This window comes from Pandoraea sp. CB10b_02 (assembly GCF_002216225.1).
Taxonomy (GTDB): domain Bacteria; phylum Pseudomonadota; class Gammaproteobacteria; order Burkholderiales; family Burkholderiaceae; genus Pandoraea; species Pandoraea nosoerga.
The window spans coordinates 99,490-113,800 of sequence record NZ_NJGW02000002.1 but is presented as its reverse complement, the minus strand read 5'-3'; the positions used below and the strand labels follow the sequence as shown (position 1 = coordinate 113,800).

The window sequence follows — 14,311 nt, the reverse complement described above, 5'->3', positions numbered from 1 at the left end:
GCGCGGGGCGCGTTTCGCGTCTCGCGCGATTCCGTCAGTTCCTCGCCGAACCGTCCGATGCGCCGCGCAGATCTTCACGCCGAGTGCACGGTCGGTGACGTAGCGGGACTGTCGTCAGCATATCCTCAGCCGCTGCGGGCGGCTGCTTACGAACGGGGGCGTATCGATGGATAACCAGAATCAGGCGGATGCAGGCGGACAGGCCGAGGCTCAGGGCCAAGGTCAGTCGCAGGGACCGGCCGCCGGATTGGCAGAGCTGGGAGCGCCGGTGGGGGCGCAACTGGCGGCATTGCGCGAAAAGCGCGGCATGTCGATCGAAGACGTGTCGGCGCGCCTCAAGGTGTCGGTGCAGAAACTCCAGCGTCTCGAAGCCGGCGAGTGGGATGCCTTGCCGGGAATTCCGTTTATCCAGGGGGTGGTGCGCAGCTATGCGCGCATGCTCGGTGGCGACCCCGAGCCGATGATCGAGCCGCTGCGCCGTTACGGCCGCACGCCGCCGATCGAGATCCCGCAGCCGCAGTCGGGGCAGCCGAGCATTCCGAAGAGCCCCGTGCGCTTTCGCTCGCCGGTGGCCGCATCGCAGGCCAAGTGGCCGTGGGCGCTCGCGGCGCTGGTGGTCATTGCGGGCGCCGCCTGGTACTTCGGCAACAATCACAAGGCCGGACGCGGTGCGACCGAGCCGGCCGATCTCGCAAGCGCCGCATCGACGCAGGGCGCGACGGATGCCGCCGAGCCGGCGAGCCAGCCGGTCGTCGCCGATGCGAACGGTACGCCGCCGGGCGCAGACGGCGCGGCCAACGCCAACGCCGCGGACAACGCTGCGAACAACGCGTCGGCGAGCGCTGCGGCGCCCTCCGGCCCGGGGCTGATTGCCGCCGCCGATCCGACACACGTCGTGGCGGGGCTCGCAAGTGCGGCTACGGCGGCGTCCATGCCGGCATCGGCGCCGGCGGCCGCGTCGGCTGCCGTGGCGGGAACGCCGGGCAATGGCAAGATTGCATTGCGCCTGAAGGCAGACAGCTGGATCGAAGTGCGTTCGAAGAGCGGCAAGGTGCTCTTCTCCCAGCTCATGCGTGCAGGTGCCGAACAGGAAATTACGGGCGATGCGCCGCTCAGGATCGTCGTGGGTAACGTCGCGGGCGTCGAGTCGCTGGAATTCAACGGTCAACCGGTCGAGATCAAGTCCCGCAACGCGGGCAACGTGGCGCGTCTGACGCTCCAGTAAGACCGAAAGAGGGTAAACATGGCTTCTGTAGAATGCATGCCGATCATTGGCGGTCCGGCGCCGCGCCGTCAGTCGCGCAAGGTCGCGATTCGCTGGGGCGGCCAGCTCGTGACGGTCGGCGGCGACTCGCCGATTCGCGTGCAATCGATGACCAACACCGACACGGCAGACGCGATCGGCACGGCCATTCAGGTCAAGGAACTGGCGCAGGCCGGCTCGGAACTCGTGCGCATCACGGTGAACACGCCGGAAGCCGCCGCGGCGGTGCCGGCGATTCGCGACCAGCTCGACCGCATGGGCGTAATGGTGCCGCTCGTCGGCGACTTCCATTACAACGGCCACAAGCTGCTGGCCGACTTCCCGGCGTGCGCCGAGGCGTTGTCGAAGTACCGCATCAACCCGGGTAACGTCGGGCAGGGCGCCAAGCGCGACACGCAGTTCGCCCAGATGATCGAGATGGCGATCAAGTACGACAAGCCGGTGCGCATCGGTGTGAACTGGGGCAGCCTGGACCAGTCGCTGCTCGCGCGCATCATGGACGAGAACGCCGCGCGCGCGACCCCGTGGGAAGCCCAGAGCGTGATGTACGAAGCGCTCATCACGTCGGCGCTCGAATCGGCGGCGCTCGCGCAGCGCGTGGGGCTGTCGGCCGACAAGATTCTGCTCTCGTGCAAGGTGAGCGCGGTGCAGGACCTGATCGCGGTCTATCGCGAACTGGCCAGGCGTTGCGACTACGCGCTGCACCTGGGCCTGACCGAAGCGGGGATGGGGTCCAAGGGCATCGTGGCGTCGACGGCGGCACTGGCGGTGCTGCTCCAGGAAGGCATTGGCGACACCATTCGCATCTCGCTCACGCCCGAGCCGGGCGGTGCGCGCACGGGCGAGGTCGTGGTGGCCCAGGAGATCCTGCAGACGATGGGCCTGCGCGCCTTCGCGCCGATGGTCATCGCCTGCCCGGGCTGCGGCCGCACCACGAGCACGGTGTTCCAGGAACTGGCGTCGAGCATTCAGACTTATCTGCGTGAACAAATGCCGGTGTGGAAGGCTCAATATCCGGGCGTCGAGAACATGCACGTCGCCGTGATGGGCTGCATCGTGAACGGTCCGGGGGAATCGAAGCACGCGAACATCGGCATCAGCCTGCCGGGCTCGGGCGAATCGCCGGCGGCGCCGGTGTTCGTCGATGGCGAGAAGGTGCGCACGCTGCGCGGCGAGCACATCGCCGAAGAATTCCAGCAGATCGTCGACGAATACGTGAAGACGCGCTACGGGCAGGCCGCAGGGGCGGCTGCCGCGTAAGTCGGCGGGTAAGCTGGCACGACACAAGAGAATATGACTGAAGCGAAGAAGAAGCGCCCCGCCAAGCTGGCCGGGGTCAAAGGCATGAACGACATCCTCCCGCAGGACGAAGCCCTGTGGGAGTTTTTCGAAGAATCGGTGCGCGCCATGCTGCGCGCATATGGCTACCAGCAGATCCGCACGCCGATTCTCGAGCACACGCAGCTCTTTACGCGCGGTATCGGCGAAGTGACCGACATCGTCGAGAAGGAGATGTACAGCTTCACCGACTCGCTCAACGGCGAGCAACTGACGATGCGCCCCGAGAACACGGCGGCCGTCGTGCGCGCGACGCTCGAGCACAATCTGCTCTACAGCGGCCCGAAGCGCCTGTGGTATTTCGGCCCGATGTTCCGCCACGAGAAGCCGCAGCGCGGCCGTTATCGCCAGTTCCACCAGGTCGGCGTGGAAGCGCTCGGTCTGGCCGGCCCGGACGCCGACGTCGAGATCATCCTGATGTGCCAGCGCCTGTGGGACGACCTCGGGCTCACGGGCATTCATCTGCAACTCAACTCGCTGGGGCAGAGCGACGAGCGCGCACGTCACCGTGCCGATCTGATCGCCTACCTCGAGAAGCATGCCGATCTGCTCGATGAGGACGGCAAGCGCCGTCTCTACACGAACCCGCTGCGCGTGCTCGACACGAAGAACCCGGCGATGCAGGCGATGGTCGAAGGCGCACCGAAGCTCATCGACTATCTCGGCGAGGCGTCGCTCAAGCACTTCGAGGGCGTGCAGTCGCTGCTCAAGGCGAACAACATTCCGTTTACGATCAACCCGCGTCTGGTGCGCGGCCTCGACTACTACAACCTGACGGTGTTCGAGTGGGTGACGGACAAGCTCGGCGCGCAGGGCACGGTCGCCGGCGGTGGTCGCTACGATCCGCTGATCGAGCAACTGGGCGGCGACGCCACGCCGGCGTGCGGCTGGGCGATGGGTGTCGAGCGCATTCTCGAGCTGCTGCGCGAGGACGATCTGGCGCCGCAGGCCGAAGGGGCGGACGTCTACGTCGTGCATCAGGGCGAGAGTGCCGTGGCGCCCGCGCTGGTCGCGGCCGAACGCATGCGTGATGCGGGCCTGAACGTGGTGTTTCACTGCAGCCCCGACGGCAAGAGCAGCAGCTTCAAGTCGCAGATGAAGCGGGCCGACGCCAGTGGCGCAAACTTCGCCGTGATCATCGGCGAGAACGAGGTTGCTTCGGGCGCCGCCGTGGTCAAGCATCTGCGTGCGGCCGATCAGACGAACAACCAGACGAGCGTGGCGTTCGACGCGCTCGCCGAACATCTGATCGACGCCATCGTGGCGAGCGCCGACGAAAGTGTGAACGAAAGCGTGAGCGAAAGCCTGGCCGACGGCGGCGCGGGCAACGAAACCCTTCATTAATCCACGACGCCAGACACGGAGAACCCCGGCGAATGAGCAGCTATCACGAGGAACAGGAACAGATCGAGAACGTAAAGGCCTGGTGGAAGCAGTACGGCAATTACGTTATCTGGACGCTGGTCGTCATCATGCTGGCCTATGGCGGCTGGAATCTGTGGCGCTACTACGACCGTAAGCAGACGGTCGAGGCGGGCGTGCTCTACGGCGAGCTCGAGAACGCCATCGACGCGAAGGACAAGGCGAAGGTGGCGCGTATCGCGTCGGACATGGAGAGCAAGTACAACGGCACGCCGTATGCGCAGATGACGGCACTGCTCGCCGCGAAGTCGCTCGCCGACGCCGGCGACGTCGCGGGCGCCAAGGCGCAGCTGCAGTGGGCCGTATCGAATGCGAAGGACGACGAGTACAGGCAGCTCGCCAAGCTGCGTCTGGCCGGTGTGCTGCTCGACGAGAAGGCGTTCGACGAAGCGCTCAAGCTGCTCGACAATCCGCCGGCGGCATACGCGGGCCTGTTTGCCGACCGCCGCGGCGACGTGCTCGTCGCGCAGAGCAAGGTGGCCGACGCTCGCGCCGCGTACAAGCTGGCGCTCGAGAAGCTCGACAAGCAGGATGCGGGCATGCGCCAGTTCGTGCAGTTCAAGCTCGACGCGCTGGGGGCCTGAGGCGCGTCGGCATTCCGTTGGCAAGTATTACCCTCCCATAACGCATAACCGGGTACATGATGATCCTTAACGACTTCCGTCGATCGATGCCGCAAACGATGGCCACGTCACAGGCCGAGCCGCCGGTCCCCGCGCGCCGCGGCATTTTCGGTGCCGTGCTGACGCTGGCGGTGCTGGGCACGCTGGGTGGCTGCGGGCTCTTCGGCAGCAAGCCGGCCCACGAGCCCACGCCCCTCACGGAGATCAAGCAGGCGCTGACCGTGAAGCAGGCCTGGACGGCGAGCGTCGGCAAGGCGGGTGCATACAGCTTTGCACCGGTTGCCGTGGGCGACGCCGTCTTTGCGGCGGGTGCCAACGGCAGCATCGTTCGCGTGGACGCCGTCACGGGCGCGACGACGTGGTCGGCGAAGGCGGATACGAGCATCACCGCCGGTCCCGGCAGCGATGGCGAGACGACCGTCGTTGCCACGCACAAGGGCGACGTGATCGCGTTCGATCACGACGGCAAGCAGGCCTGGAAGGCCAACGCAGGCAGCGAAGTGCTCACCGCGCCGCTGGTGGGCCGCGGTCTGGTCGTGGTGCGCGCCATCAACAACCGCGTGACGGCGTTCGACGCGGGCACCGGTTCGGTGCGCTGGTCGTACTCGCAGCCGGTCTCGACGCTCACGCTGCGCACCGGCACCGGCATGACGTTCGTGGGCGACCGCGCGGTGGTCACCGGCTTTCCGGGCGGCAAGCTCGTCGCGCTCGACGCCAACACCGGCAACCCGCTGTGGATCACGCCGCTGTCCTACCCGAAGGGCGTGACAGAAGTCGAACGCGTGAACGACGTGACGGGCTCGCCTGTCGTCTTCGGCCGTCAGATTTGCGGTGCGAGCTTCCAGGGCCGCGTGGGCTGCGTGGACGCGCAGACCGGCAACGGTCTGTGGGCGCGCGACTTCTCGTCGCCGAACGGCGTGTCGCAGGACGAGCGCGTGGTGGCGGCGGTCAATACCGACGGCGCCGTGTACGCCTTTAGCGCTGTCGATGGCAGTACACTGTGGCAGAACGACAAGCTCAAGTACCGCGACCTGTCGGCGCCGCTGGCGCTGGGCCGTGTCGTGGTGGTGGGCGACAAGCAGGGCTATCTGCATTTCCTGTCGCGCGACAACGGCGATTTTCTCGCCCGCGTCAAGCTCAGCGGTGCCATCAGCGCGCAGCCGGTATTGGCCGGCCAGACGCTGGTCGTACAGACGCGCGACGGCAACATCTACGGCTTCCGTCCGGAGTAACCGGCAACCGGCAGCACCCGGGCAACTCCGGGAACGGCCGGCAGCGCGCCGGCCGTCTTCGTTTTAGGGCTTATTCATGAAACCCGTGATCGCGCTCGTAGGGCGCCCCAACGTCGGCAAATCGACGCTATTCAACCGTTTGACCCGCTCGCGCGACGCGCTCGTCGCCGACATGCCCGGGCTCACGCGCGACCGTCACTACGGCGAGGGGCGCGTTGGCGAGCACCCGTATCTGGTGATCGATACCGGCGGCTTCGAACCCGTGGCCAAGGACGGCATCTTCCACGAGATGGCCAAGCAGACGCGCCAGGCCGTGGTCGAGGCCGACGTCGTCATCTATATCGTCGACGGACGCCAGGGGCTCACGCCGCAGGACCAGATCATCGCGGAGTATCTGCGCAAGACCGGCCGCAAGATCATGCTCGTGGTCAACAAGGCTGAGGGCATGAAATACACCGCGGTCGCCAACGATTTCTACGAGCTGGGGCTCGGCGATCCGCTGGCCATCTCGGCCGCGCACGGCGACGGCGTCAAGGAGGTGATCGACGAGGCGATTGCGCCGTTCTACGCCGATCAGGACGAAAACGAGGACGACGAGCAGAACGACGGCCGCGTGAAAATTGCCATCGTGGGCCGCCCGAACGTCGGCAAATCGACGCTCGTCAACACGCTGCTCGGCGAGGAGCGCGTGATCGCGTTCGACATGCCCGGCACCACGCGCGACTCGATTCATATCGATTTCGAGCGCCAGGGCCGCCATTACACGCTCATCGATACGGCTGGACTGCGCCGCCGCGGTAAGGTGTTCGAAGCGATCGAGAAGTTCTCGGTCGTGAAGACCCTGCAATCGATCGCCGACGCGAACGTCGTCATCCTGATGCTCGATGCGCGCCAGGACATCTCCGATCAGGACGCCCACATTGCGGGCTTCATCGTCGAGTCGGGCCGTGCGCTGGTCGTCGGCGTGAACAAATGGGACGGTCTGGACGAATACACGCGCGATCAGACCAAGCAGGAACTCGAGCGAAAGCTCAAATTCCTGAGTTTTGCGAACTTCCACTTCATTTCGGCGGCCCGGGCCACGGGCATCGGCGCGCTGATGCGCTCGGTGGACGAGGCGTATGCCGCGGCCATGAGCAAACTGCCCACGCCCAAGCTCACGCGCGCGCTCAACGAGGCCGTGGAGCACCAGCAGCCGCGCCGTTCCGGATTTTCGCGCCCGAAACTGCGCTACGCGCACCAAGGTGGGTCGAATCCGCCGATCATCGTCATTCACGGGAATAATCTCGATGGCGTGACGGACAGCTATCGCCGCTATCTCGAGAACCGTTTCCGCGAAACTTTTAAGTTGAAGGGCACTCCATTACGCATAGAGTTCCGCAACAGCGCGAACCCTTACGCCAAGGGCGAGTAACGCCAGTCCCGGGCGGGGTTTTGCTGGCGAGCCTAGCAAAATCAGCTATAGTGTGGGAGTCAGGGCGGGAAGCGCGCACACGCCCTGGCGTACGGTCATCTGCTAAAAATACAATGGAGTAACTTATGAGCAACAAAGGGCAACTTCTACAAGACCCGTTTCTGAACGCCTTGCGTAAGGAGCATGTTCCCGTCTCGATCTATCTGGTCAACGGTATCAAGCTGCAGGGGAACATCGAGTCCTTCGACCAATATGTCGTCCTGCTGCGCAACACGGTCACGCAAATGGTCTACAAGCATGCCATTTCGACGGTCGTGCCTGCGCGTCCGGTGAATTTCCATCCGGAAGCCGAGCAGTCCTGATTCAGGCTCGCCCGACCGGGAGTTTCCTCCGGCCGGGCGAATTTCTCTTCCCCATCGCCCGCTCTTGTCCAACAGTCCCAATACCCATCCCCAGCGTAGCTTGACCACCAACGCCGCGCTCGTCGGCATCGATTTCGGCAAACTCGACTTCGACGCCAGTCTGCAAGAACTCGATCTTTTGACGCAATCCGCAGGCGCCGAGCCTGTCGTGACCATTACCGGTCGCCGACACAGCCCGGACGCGAAGCTGTTCATCGGCAGCGGCAAGGCCGAGGAGCTGCGCGAGGCCATCGCCGAGTACGACGTCGAGCTGGTCATCTTCAATCACGCCCTGACGCCCGGGCAGCAGCGCAATCTCGAACACCTGCTGCAGCGCCGTGTCGTCGACCGCACGAGCCTGATCCTCGATATCTTCGCCCAGCGCGCGAAGAGCCACGAAGGCAAGCTGCAGGTCGAACTGGCGCAACTGCAGTACCTGTCCACGCGCCTGGTGCGCGCCTGGACCCACCTGGAGCGTCAGAAGGGCGGTATCGGCCTGCGCGGGCCGGGCGAGACGCAGCTCGAAACGGACCGGCGTCTGCTGGGCGAGCGCGTGAAGTCGCTGCAGGCACGTCTGGCCAAGCTGCGCCGTCAGCACGACACGCAGCGCCGCGCGCGTCAGCGCAGCGGCACCATGTCGATTTCGCTCGTCGGCTATACGAACGCGGGCAAATCCACGTTGTTCAACGCGATGACGAAGGCCAACGCCTATGCGGCGGACCAGCTCTTCGCCACGCTCGACACGACCTCGCGTCGCGTTTATCTGGGCGAGGCGGGGAACATCGTGCTGTCCGACACTGTCGGATTCATCCGCGAGTTGCCGCACCAACTGGTGGCGGCGTTCCGGGCAACCCTGGAAGAGACGGTGCACGCCGACATGCTGCTGCATGTGGTGGACGCCTCGAGTCAGGTGCGCCAGGAGCAGATGGCCGAGGTCAACGCCGTGCTGGCGGAGATCGATGCGGCGGACATCCCGCAGATCCTCGTCTGGAACAAGATCGACGCGGTGCCGGAGCTGGCCGCGCAAGGGCCGAGAATCGAGCGGGACGAAGCCGGGCGTATCACGCGAGTCTTCCTGAGCGCACGCACGGGACAAGGGCTGGACCTGCTGCGCGAGGCCATCAGCGAGGCGGTTGTCGCCGGCACTGCTGGGTTACAATCGCAGCACGAAGCGCCCGATGTCCGGCTCATCGACCGTTTGGACGACGAGCCGCGCGCAGAAGACTGATAACACGAGACGTCGCACCGTGAGAGGCAGGCTGCCACGGGGAATACCGGCAGCACGGCCCGACGCGGGTGACGAACTGGCAAGAGACTAGACGGAGGCCGGGCAAGGCCGCCGATCGGCACACCAGATTCGGGAACCACGCGCGAACCGGCAGCATGCGCGCTCCGAAGCAGCGCGCCGGTCGCACCGCCAAGACCGCTTCAGTCACCACGCTTCTACCTATGCTTCCAAGAGCTTTGATGCGACGAGTTGGCTTGATCTTCTCCCTGAACGACCCGCGCTGGGGGCGGGACGGCGGCGGCGATACGCCGTCCGGTAATCAGGAGCCGAACCGCCCCGATCGTGCGAACAACCCGAATTCGCAGGATCCGAAGGAGCCGCAGCGCGGGCCGCAGGGCCCGCAGCAGGACGGCCCGCCTGACCTCGATGAACTCTGGCGCGATTTCAACCGGCGGCTGAACCGCATCTTCGGCCGCAAGAACGGCGGGGGCGGCAACGGCGGCTCGGGCAATCTTCCCGGCAGTTCGCGCGGCTCGGGCATTGGCGTAGGCGTGGTCATCGCGCTCGCGTTTCTGATCTGGCTCGCGACCGGCGTTTTCATCGTGCAGGAAGGCCAGGTCGGGGTCGTCACCCAATTCGGCAAGTACAAGTACACGACGACCTCGGGCATCCAGTGGCGTCTGCCGTATCCCTTCCAGTCGGTCGAAATCGTCAACATGTCGCAGATCCGGTCGGTCGAAATCGGCCGCTCGAACACGATTCGCGACACCGACCTGAAGGACTCGTCGATGCTCACCGGCGACGAGAACATCATCGACGTGCGCTTTGCAGTGCAATACCGCATCAAGGACGCGACCGAGTTCCTGTTCAACAACGTGGACGCCGAATCGTCGGTCAATCTGGCCGCGCAGACGGCGGTGCGCGAAATCGTCGGCAAGAGCAAGATGGACTTCGTGCTCTACGCCGGCCGCGAGGAAATCGCCAACGAACTGGTCACGTCGATTCAGCGCATTCTCGACAGCTACAAGACCGGCATTCTGGTCACCAGCGTGACGATGCAGAGCGTGCAGCCGCCCGAGCAGGTGCAGGCGGCGTTCGACGACGCCGTGAAGGCGGGGCAGGATCTGGAGCGCGCGAAGAACGAGGCGCAGGCGTATGCCAACGACGTGATTCCTCGCGCCAAGGGTACGGCGTCGCGTCTGACGGAAGAGGCGGCCGCCTACAAGGCGCGCGTCGTGTCGCAGGCGCAGGGTGACGCCGATCGCTTCAAGTCGGTGCAGGAAGCCTACGCCAAGGCGCCGGGCGTGATCCGCGAGCGCATGTATCTCGACACGATGCAGCAAATCTACTCGCGCACCACGAAGATCATGGTGGACTCGAAGAACAACAGCCTGTTGTACCTGCCGTTGGACAAGATCATGGAGCGCTCGCGCACGGACGCGTCGGGCCCGGCCCCCGCTTCCGGCGCGGGCACGGGGCCGGCCGCCGGTGCGCCGGCGGCTGATGACAACAACGATGTCGACCATGATCGATCGCGCGCGGCACTGCGCAACCGCGACCGCGATTCACGCTAAGGGGATAAGCGCATGAACCGTATTGGAACCGTTATCGTCGCGCTGATCGTACTGTTGATCGTGCTCGCCTCGACCATGTTCGTGGTGGATCAGCGTCGTTATGCCGTGGTGTTTTCGCTCGGCGAGATCAAGGACGTCTACAGCCAGCCCGGCCTCAAGTTCAAGCTGCCGCCGCCGCTCCAGACCGTGCTGTATCTGGACAAGCGCATCATGACCATCGACAACCCGGAGCCGGAGCGCTTCATCACGGCCGAGAAGAAGAACCTGATCGTCGACTCCTACGTGAAGTGGCGCATCGTCGACCCGCGCAAGTTCTACGTGAGTTTCAAGGGCGACAATCGCCTGGCGCAGGATCGCCTGACGCAGCAGATTCGCTCGGCCCTGCAGGAAGCCTTCACCAAGCGAACGGTGACCGAAGTGGTCTCTTCGCAGCGCGAGCAGGTGATGCAGTGGGTCAAGCAGAAGGTCGGCGACGATGCGGCGCAGGTCGGCATCCAGATCGTCGACGTGCGCATGCGCCGCGTGGACCTGGCCGCGGGCATCAGCGATTCGGTGTATAGCCGGATGGCGGCCGAGCGCAAGCGCGTGGCCAACGAACTGCGCTCGACCGGTGCTGCCGAGGCCGAACAGATTCGCGCCGATGCCGACCGTCAGCGCGACGTGGTGGTGGCCGAGGCATACGCCAAGGCGCAACAGGTCAAGGGCGAGGGCGATGCCGCCGCGGCCAGCATCTATGCGCAGGCCTTCGGACGCGATCCGCAGTTCGCCCAGTTCTATCAAAGCCTGGAAGCGTACAAGGCCACCTTCCGCGACAAGAAGGACGTGATCATCGCCGATCCGAACAGCGACTTCTTCCGTTTCATGCGGGGATCGGGCGGCGCTGGCGCATCGACCGGAAAAGCGGGAAAATAACGCCTTTGACACCCGAGTAGCAGCCACCGCCCGCGTCAATCGCGGGCGGTGGCATTTTGGCCGAGTCTCCCTGTGACCAGCAGCACGATAATTCTCGCTTTGGCCCTCATGCTGATCGTCGAGGGAATGTTTCCGTTTGTCGCGCCGGACCGGTGGCGGCAAAGTTTTCGTAAAATAACGGAAATGCCATCCGGCCAGATCCGTTTCTTCGGCCTGGCCGCCGTCGCGCTGGGGCTGATGCTCATGCTGCTGGCCGATCACTAAAGGCGCTCGCTCGCGCCGCCTGAATACCGAAATACCCATGCCGAACTGGCTACTCCCCGAAAATATCGCCGACGTGCTGCCGTCCGAGGCGCGCAAGATCGAAGATCTGCGCCGGCTCATGCTTGACCGTTTCCGCACCTATGGCTACGAACTGGTCATGCCGCCGATGCTCGAGTACGTCGAGTCGCTGCTCACCGGCACCGGGCATGACCTCGACCTGCGCACGTTCAAGCTGGTCGACCAGCTCTCCGGCCGCACGATGGGGCTGCGCGCGGACATCACGCCCCAGATCGCCCGCATCGACGCCCACTTGCTCAATCGCAAGGGCGTGACGCGTCTGTGCTATGCGGGCAGCGTGCTCTTTACCCGGCCGCGCAACCTGCTGGCCACGCGCGAGCCGTTTCAGATCGGGGCGGAAATCTTCGGTCACAGCGGTCTGGAAGCGGATCTCGAAATCCAGGAATTGCTGCTGTTTTGCCTGCAACTGGCCGGGCTCAAGCAGATTCGTATCGATTTGTGCCACGCGGGCGTGCTCGAAGCGCTGATCGGGGGCGTGCCGGCGGCCGAAGCCATCGAAAGCCAGTTGTTCGGCGCACTCGCCACCAAGGACGTGCCGCAACTCGAAGCGCTGACGCAGAACCTGCCGGTGCACCTGCGCGAGGCGCTGCTGACCTTGACCACGTTGTATGGTGAGCCGTCGGAGACACTCGAGCGGGCTCGCAAGGCGCTGCCGGACTTGCCTGGCGTGACGGCGGCGCTTGACGATCTGGCTTACCTGGCCGCGTCGCAGGGCAAGGACGGTCCGGCCGTCCTGTCGATCGACCTGGCCGATTTGCGCGGTTACCAGTACCACAGCGGGGTGATGTTCGCGGCGTATGTCGACGGCATTCCCAACGCGATCGCTCGCGGCGGGCGTTACGACAAGGTGGGGCAGGCGTTCGGGCGTGACCGACCGGCGACCGGTTTTTCGCTCGATTTGCGCGAATTGGCGGCGATTTCGCCGGTGGAAGCCCGCAGTACCGCGATTCTTGCCCCGGCGGACGATGTGCCGGGCCTGCGCGCCAAGATCGACAGCCTGCGTGATGCGGGCGAGGTCGTCATCCGCATGCTGCCCGGTCACGATCAGGATTTCGAGGAGTTCACCGGAGATCGGGTGCTCGTCGAGAAAGATGGCCAGTGGGTGGTGACACCCCGGTGACTCCGCTGAAAAAAGCGGCACTGGCGCACGCCAACACGGGTAGAATACGTTTTTAACCAAACCAACTATTGTTATGTCCGGCAATGCTTTGAATCAGGGACGCAACGTCGTCGTTATCGGAACCCAATGGGGCGACGAAGGCAAGGGTAAGGTCGTCGATTGGCTGACCGATCACGCGCAAGGCGTGGTGCGTTTCCAGGGGGGGCACAATGCCGGGCATACGCTCATCATCGGGGGCAAGAAGACGATTCTGCGCCTGATCCCGTCGGGCATCATGCACGATGGCGTCACCTGCTACATCGGCAACGGCGTGGTGCTCTCGCCCGAGGCGCTGTTCAAGGAAATCGAAGAACTCGAAAGCGCCGGTCTGAACGTCTGCGGCCGCCTGCGCATCTCGGAAGCCTGTACGTTGATCCTTCCGTATCACGTTGCCATCGACCAGGCGCGTGAAGCGCGTCGCGGCGCGGGCAAGATCGGCACGACCGGTCGCGGCATCGGGCCGGCATATGAGGACAAGGTCGGCCGTCGCGCGCTGCGCGTGCAGGACCTGTTCGATCCGGAAGCGTTCGCTGCCCGCCTGCGTGAGAACCTCGACTATCACAACTTCGTCCTGACCCAGTATCTGGGCGCCGAGGCCGTGGACTTCCAGAAGACGCTGGACACGATGCTGAGCTACGCCGATCGTCTGCGTCCGATGATCACCGACGTGTCGCAAGCGCTGTACGCCGCCAACCGGGAAGGGCAGAAGCTGCTGTTCGAAGGCGCGCAGGGCACGCTGCTCGACATCGATCACGGTACGTATCCGTTCGTGACCAGCAGCAATTGCGTGGCAGGCGCCGCCTCGGCGGGCGCGGGCGTGGGGCCGCAACAACTGCACTACGTGCTGGGCATCACGAAGGCGTATTGCACGCGCGTGGGCGCGGGTCCCTTCCCGAGCGAGCTGTACGACGCCGACAATCCCGCGCGTCAGGAGCCGATCGGCCTGCAACTGGCAACCGTCGGCAAGGAATTCGGCTCGGTGACGGGGCGTCCGCGCCGCACGGGCTGGATGGACGCCGCAGCGCTCAAGCGTTCGATCCAGATCAATGGCGTGACGGGGCTGTGCATGACGAAACTCGACGTGCTCGACGGCCTCGAGACCGTGCGCCTGTGCGTGGGCTACAAGATCGACGGCAAGTCGGTCGACATCCTGCCGCGCGGCGCCGTGGACGTGGCGCGCTGCGAGCCGATCTACGAAGATTTCCCGGGCTGGTCGCAGAGCACGTTCGGCGTGAAGTCGTGGGATCAATTGCCGGTTCAGGCGCAGAACTACCTCAAACGTATTGAAGAGGTGAGCGGTATTCCGATCGACATGGTGTCGACCGGTCCGGATCGTGAGGAGACGATTCTCCTGCGTCATCCGTTCAAGAACTGAATTTTCGTAGGACTGGCAAGGCACACC

13 protein-coding genes are annotated in these 14,311 nt (G+C 64.9%); all 13 read left to right on the top strand.

Going from position 1 to position 14,311, the window contains the following annotated elements:
* The first annotated feature begins 166 nt into the window (after positions 1-166).
* Complete coding sequence (locus CDN36_RS02280) at positions 167-1,225, top strand: helix-turn-helix domain-containing protein (protein WP_150556949.1); 1,059 nt, start codon at positions 167-169, stop codon at positions 1,223-1,225.
* Between the two features lie 18 nt (positions 1,226-1,243).
* Positions 1,244-2,524, top strand: a complete 1,281-nt coding sequence (ispG, locus tag CDN36_RS02275; protein WP_150556948.1) for a flavodoxin-dependent (E)-4-hydroxy-3-methylbut-2-enyl-diphosphate synthase — start codon at positions 1,244-1,246, stop codon at positions 2,522-2,524.
* A gap of 33 nt (positions 2,525-2,557) precedes the next feature.
* Complete coding sequence (gene hisS, locus CDN36_RS02270) at positions 2,558-3,946, top strand: histidine--tRNA ligase (protein WP_287495895.1); 1,389 nt, start codon at positions 2,558-2,560, stop codon at positions 3,944-3,946.
* A 32-nt stretch (positions 3,947-3,978) separates the two neighbouring features.
* Positions 3,979-4,608: a YfgM family protein gene (locus CDN36_RS02265; protein ID WP_150556946.1), complete on the top strand. Its 630-nt coding sequence runs from the start codon at positions 3,979-3,981 to the stop codon at positions 4,606-4,608.
* 98 nt (positions 4,609-4,706) lie between these two features.
* Positions 4,707-5,879 (top strand): outer membrane protein assembly factor BamB, encoded by a 1,173-nt coding sequence (bamB, locus tag CDN36_RS02260; RefSeq protein WP_353846840.1) that lies wholly within the window; start codon positions 4,707-4,709, stop codon positions 5,877-5,879.
* Positions 5,880-5,955: 76 nt separating this feature from the next.
* Complete coding sequence (gene der / locus CDN36_RS02255) at positions 5,956-7,293, top strand: ribosome biogenesis GTPase Der (protein ID WP_150556944.1); 1,338 nt, start codon at positions 5,956-5,958, stop codon at positions 7,291-7,293.
* Between the two features lie 125 nt (positions 7,294-7,418).
* On the top strand, positions 7,419-7,655 hold the full coding sequence (gene hfq / locus CDN36_RS02250; RefSeq protein ID WP_010807283.1) for an RNA chaperone Hfq: 237 nt from the start codon (positions 7,419-7,421) through the stop codon (positions 7,653-7,655).
* A gap of 100 nt (positions 7,656-7,755) precedes the next feature.
* Positions 7,756-8,922: a GTPase HflX gene (hflX, locus tag CDN36_RS02245; protein WP_150556943.1), complete on the top strand. Its 1,167-nt coding sequence runs from the start codon at positions 7,756-7,758 to the stop codon at positions 8,920-8,922.
* A gap of 221 nt (positions 8,923-9,143) precedes the next feature.
* Entirely contained in the window at positions 9,144-10,496 is a 1,353-nt protein-coding gene (gene hflK, locus CDN36_RS02240) for an FtsH protease activity modulator HflK (RefSeq protein WP_150556942.1), read from the top strand.
* A 12-nt stretch (positions 10,497-10,508) separates the two neighbouring features.
* On the top strand, positions 10,509-11,408 hold the full coding sequence (gene hflC / locus CDN36_RS02235) for a protease modulator HflC (RefSeq protein ID WP_150556941.1): 900 nt from the start codon (positions 10,509-10,511) through the stop codon (positions 11,406-11,408).
* A 72-nt stretch (positions 11,409-11,480) separates the two neighbouring features.
* Positions 11,481-11,672, top strand: coding sequence for a DUF2065 domain-containing protein (locus CDN36_RS02230; RefSeq protein ID WP_174966463.1), 192 nt, complete (start codon positions 11,481-11,483; stop codon positions 11,670-11,672).
* Positions 11,673-11,709: 37 nt separating this feature from the next.
* Positions 11,710-12,870 (top strand): ATP phosphoribosyltransferase regulatory subunit, encoded by a 1,161-nt coding sequence (locus tag CDN36_RS02225; protein ID WP_287495893.1) that lies wholly within the window; start codon positions 11,710-11,712, stop codon positions 12,868-12,870.
* 73 nt (positions 12,871-12,943) lie between these two features.
* The gene (locus CDN36_RS02220; protein WP_150556939.1) at positions 12,944-14,284 is read left to right on the top strand and encodes an adenylosuccinate synthase; all 1,341 of its coding nucleotides are present in this window, start codon (positions 12,944-12,946) and stop codon (positions 14,282-14,284) included.
* The last annotated feature ends 27 nt before the right edge of the window (positions 14,285-14,311 follow it).

What these genes read in the sequence shown, in the direction of transcription:
- CDN36_RS02280 (WP_150556949.1), top strand. Translation starts at nt 167, where the DNA reads ATGGATAACCAGAATCAGGCGGATGCAGGCGGACAGGCCGAGGCTCAG.
- ispG (WP_150556948.1), top strand. Translation starts at nt 1,244, where the DNA reads ATGGCTTCTGTAGAATGCATGCCGATCATTGGCGGTCCGGCGCCGCGC.
- hisS (WP_287495895.1), top strand. Translation starts at nt 2,558, where the DNA reads ATGACTGAAGCGAAGAAGAAGCGCCCCGCCAAGCTGGCCGGGGTCAAA.
- CDN36_RS02265 (WP_150556946.1), top strand. Translation starts at nt 3,979, where the DNA reads ATGAGCAGCTATCACGAGGAACAGGAACAGATCGAGAACGTAAAGGCC.
- bamB (WP_353846840.1), top strand. Translation starts at nt 4,707, where the DNA reads ATGGCCACGTCACAGGCCGAGCCGCCGGTCCCCGCGCGCCGCGGCATT.
- der (WP_150556944.1), top strand. Translation starts at nt 5,956, where the DNA reads ATGAAACCCGTGATCGCGCTCGTAGGGCGCCCCAACGTCGGCAAATCG.
- hfq (WP_010807283.1), top strand. Translation starts at nt 7,419, where the DNA reads ATGAGCAACAAAGGGCAACTTCTACAAGACCCGTTTCTGAACGCCTTG.
- hflK (WP_150556942.1), top strand. Translation starts at nt 9,144, where the DNA reads ATGCTTCCAAGAGCTTTGATGCGACGAGTTGGCTTGATCTTCTCCCTG.
- hflC (WP_150556941.1), top strand. Translation starts at nt 10,509, where the DNA reads ATGAACCGTATTGGAACCGTTATCGTCGCGCTGATCGTACTGTTGATC.
- CDN36_RS02225 (WP_287495893.1), top strand. Translation starts at nt 11,710, where the DNA reads ATGCCGAACTGGCTACTCCCCGAAAATATCGCCGACGTGCTGCCGTCC.
- CDN36_RS02220 (WP_150556939.1), top strand. Translation starts at nt 12,944, where the DNA reads ATGTCCGGCAATGCTTTGAATCAGGGACGCAACGTCGTCGTTATCGGA.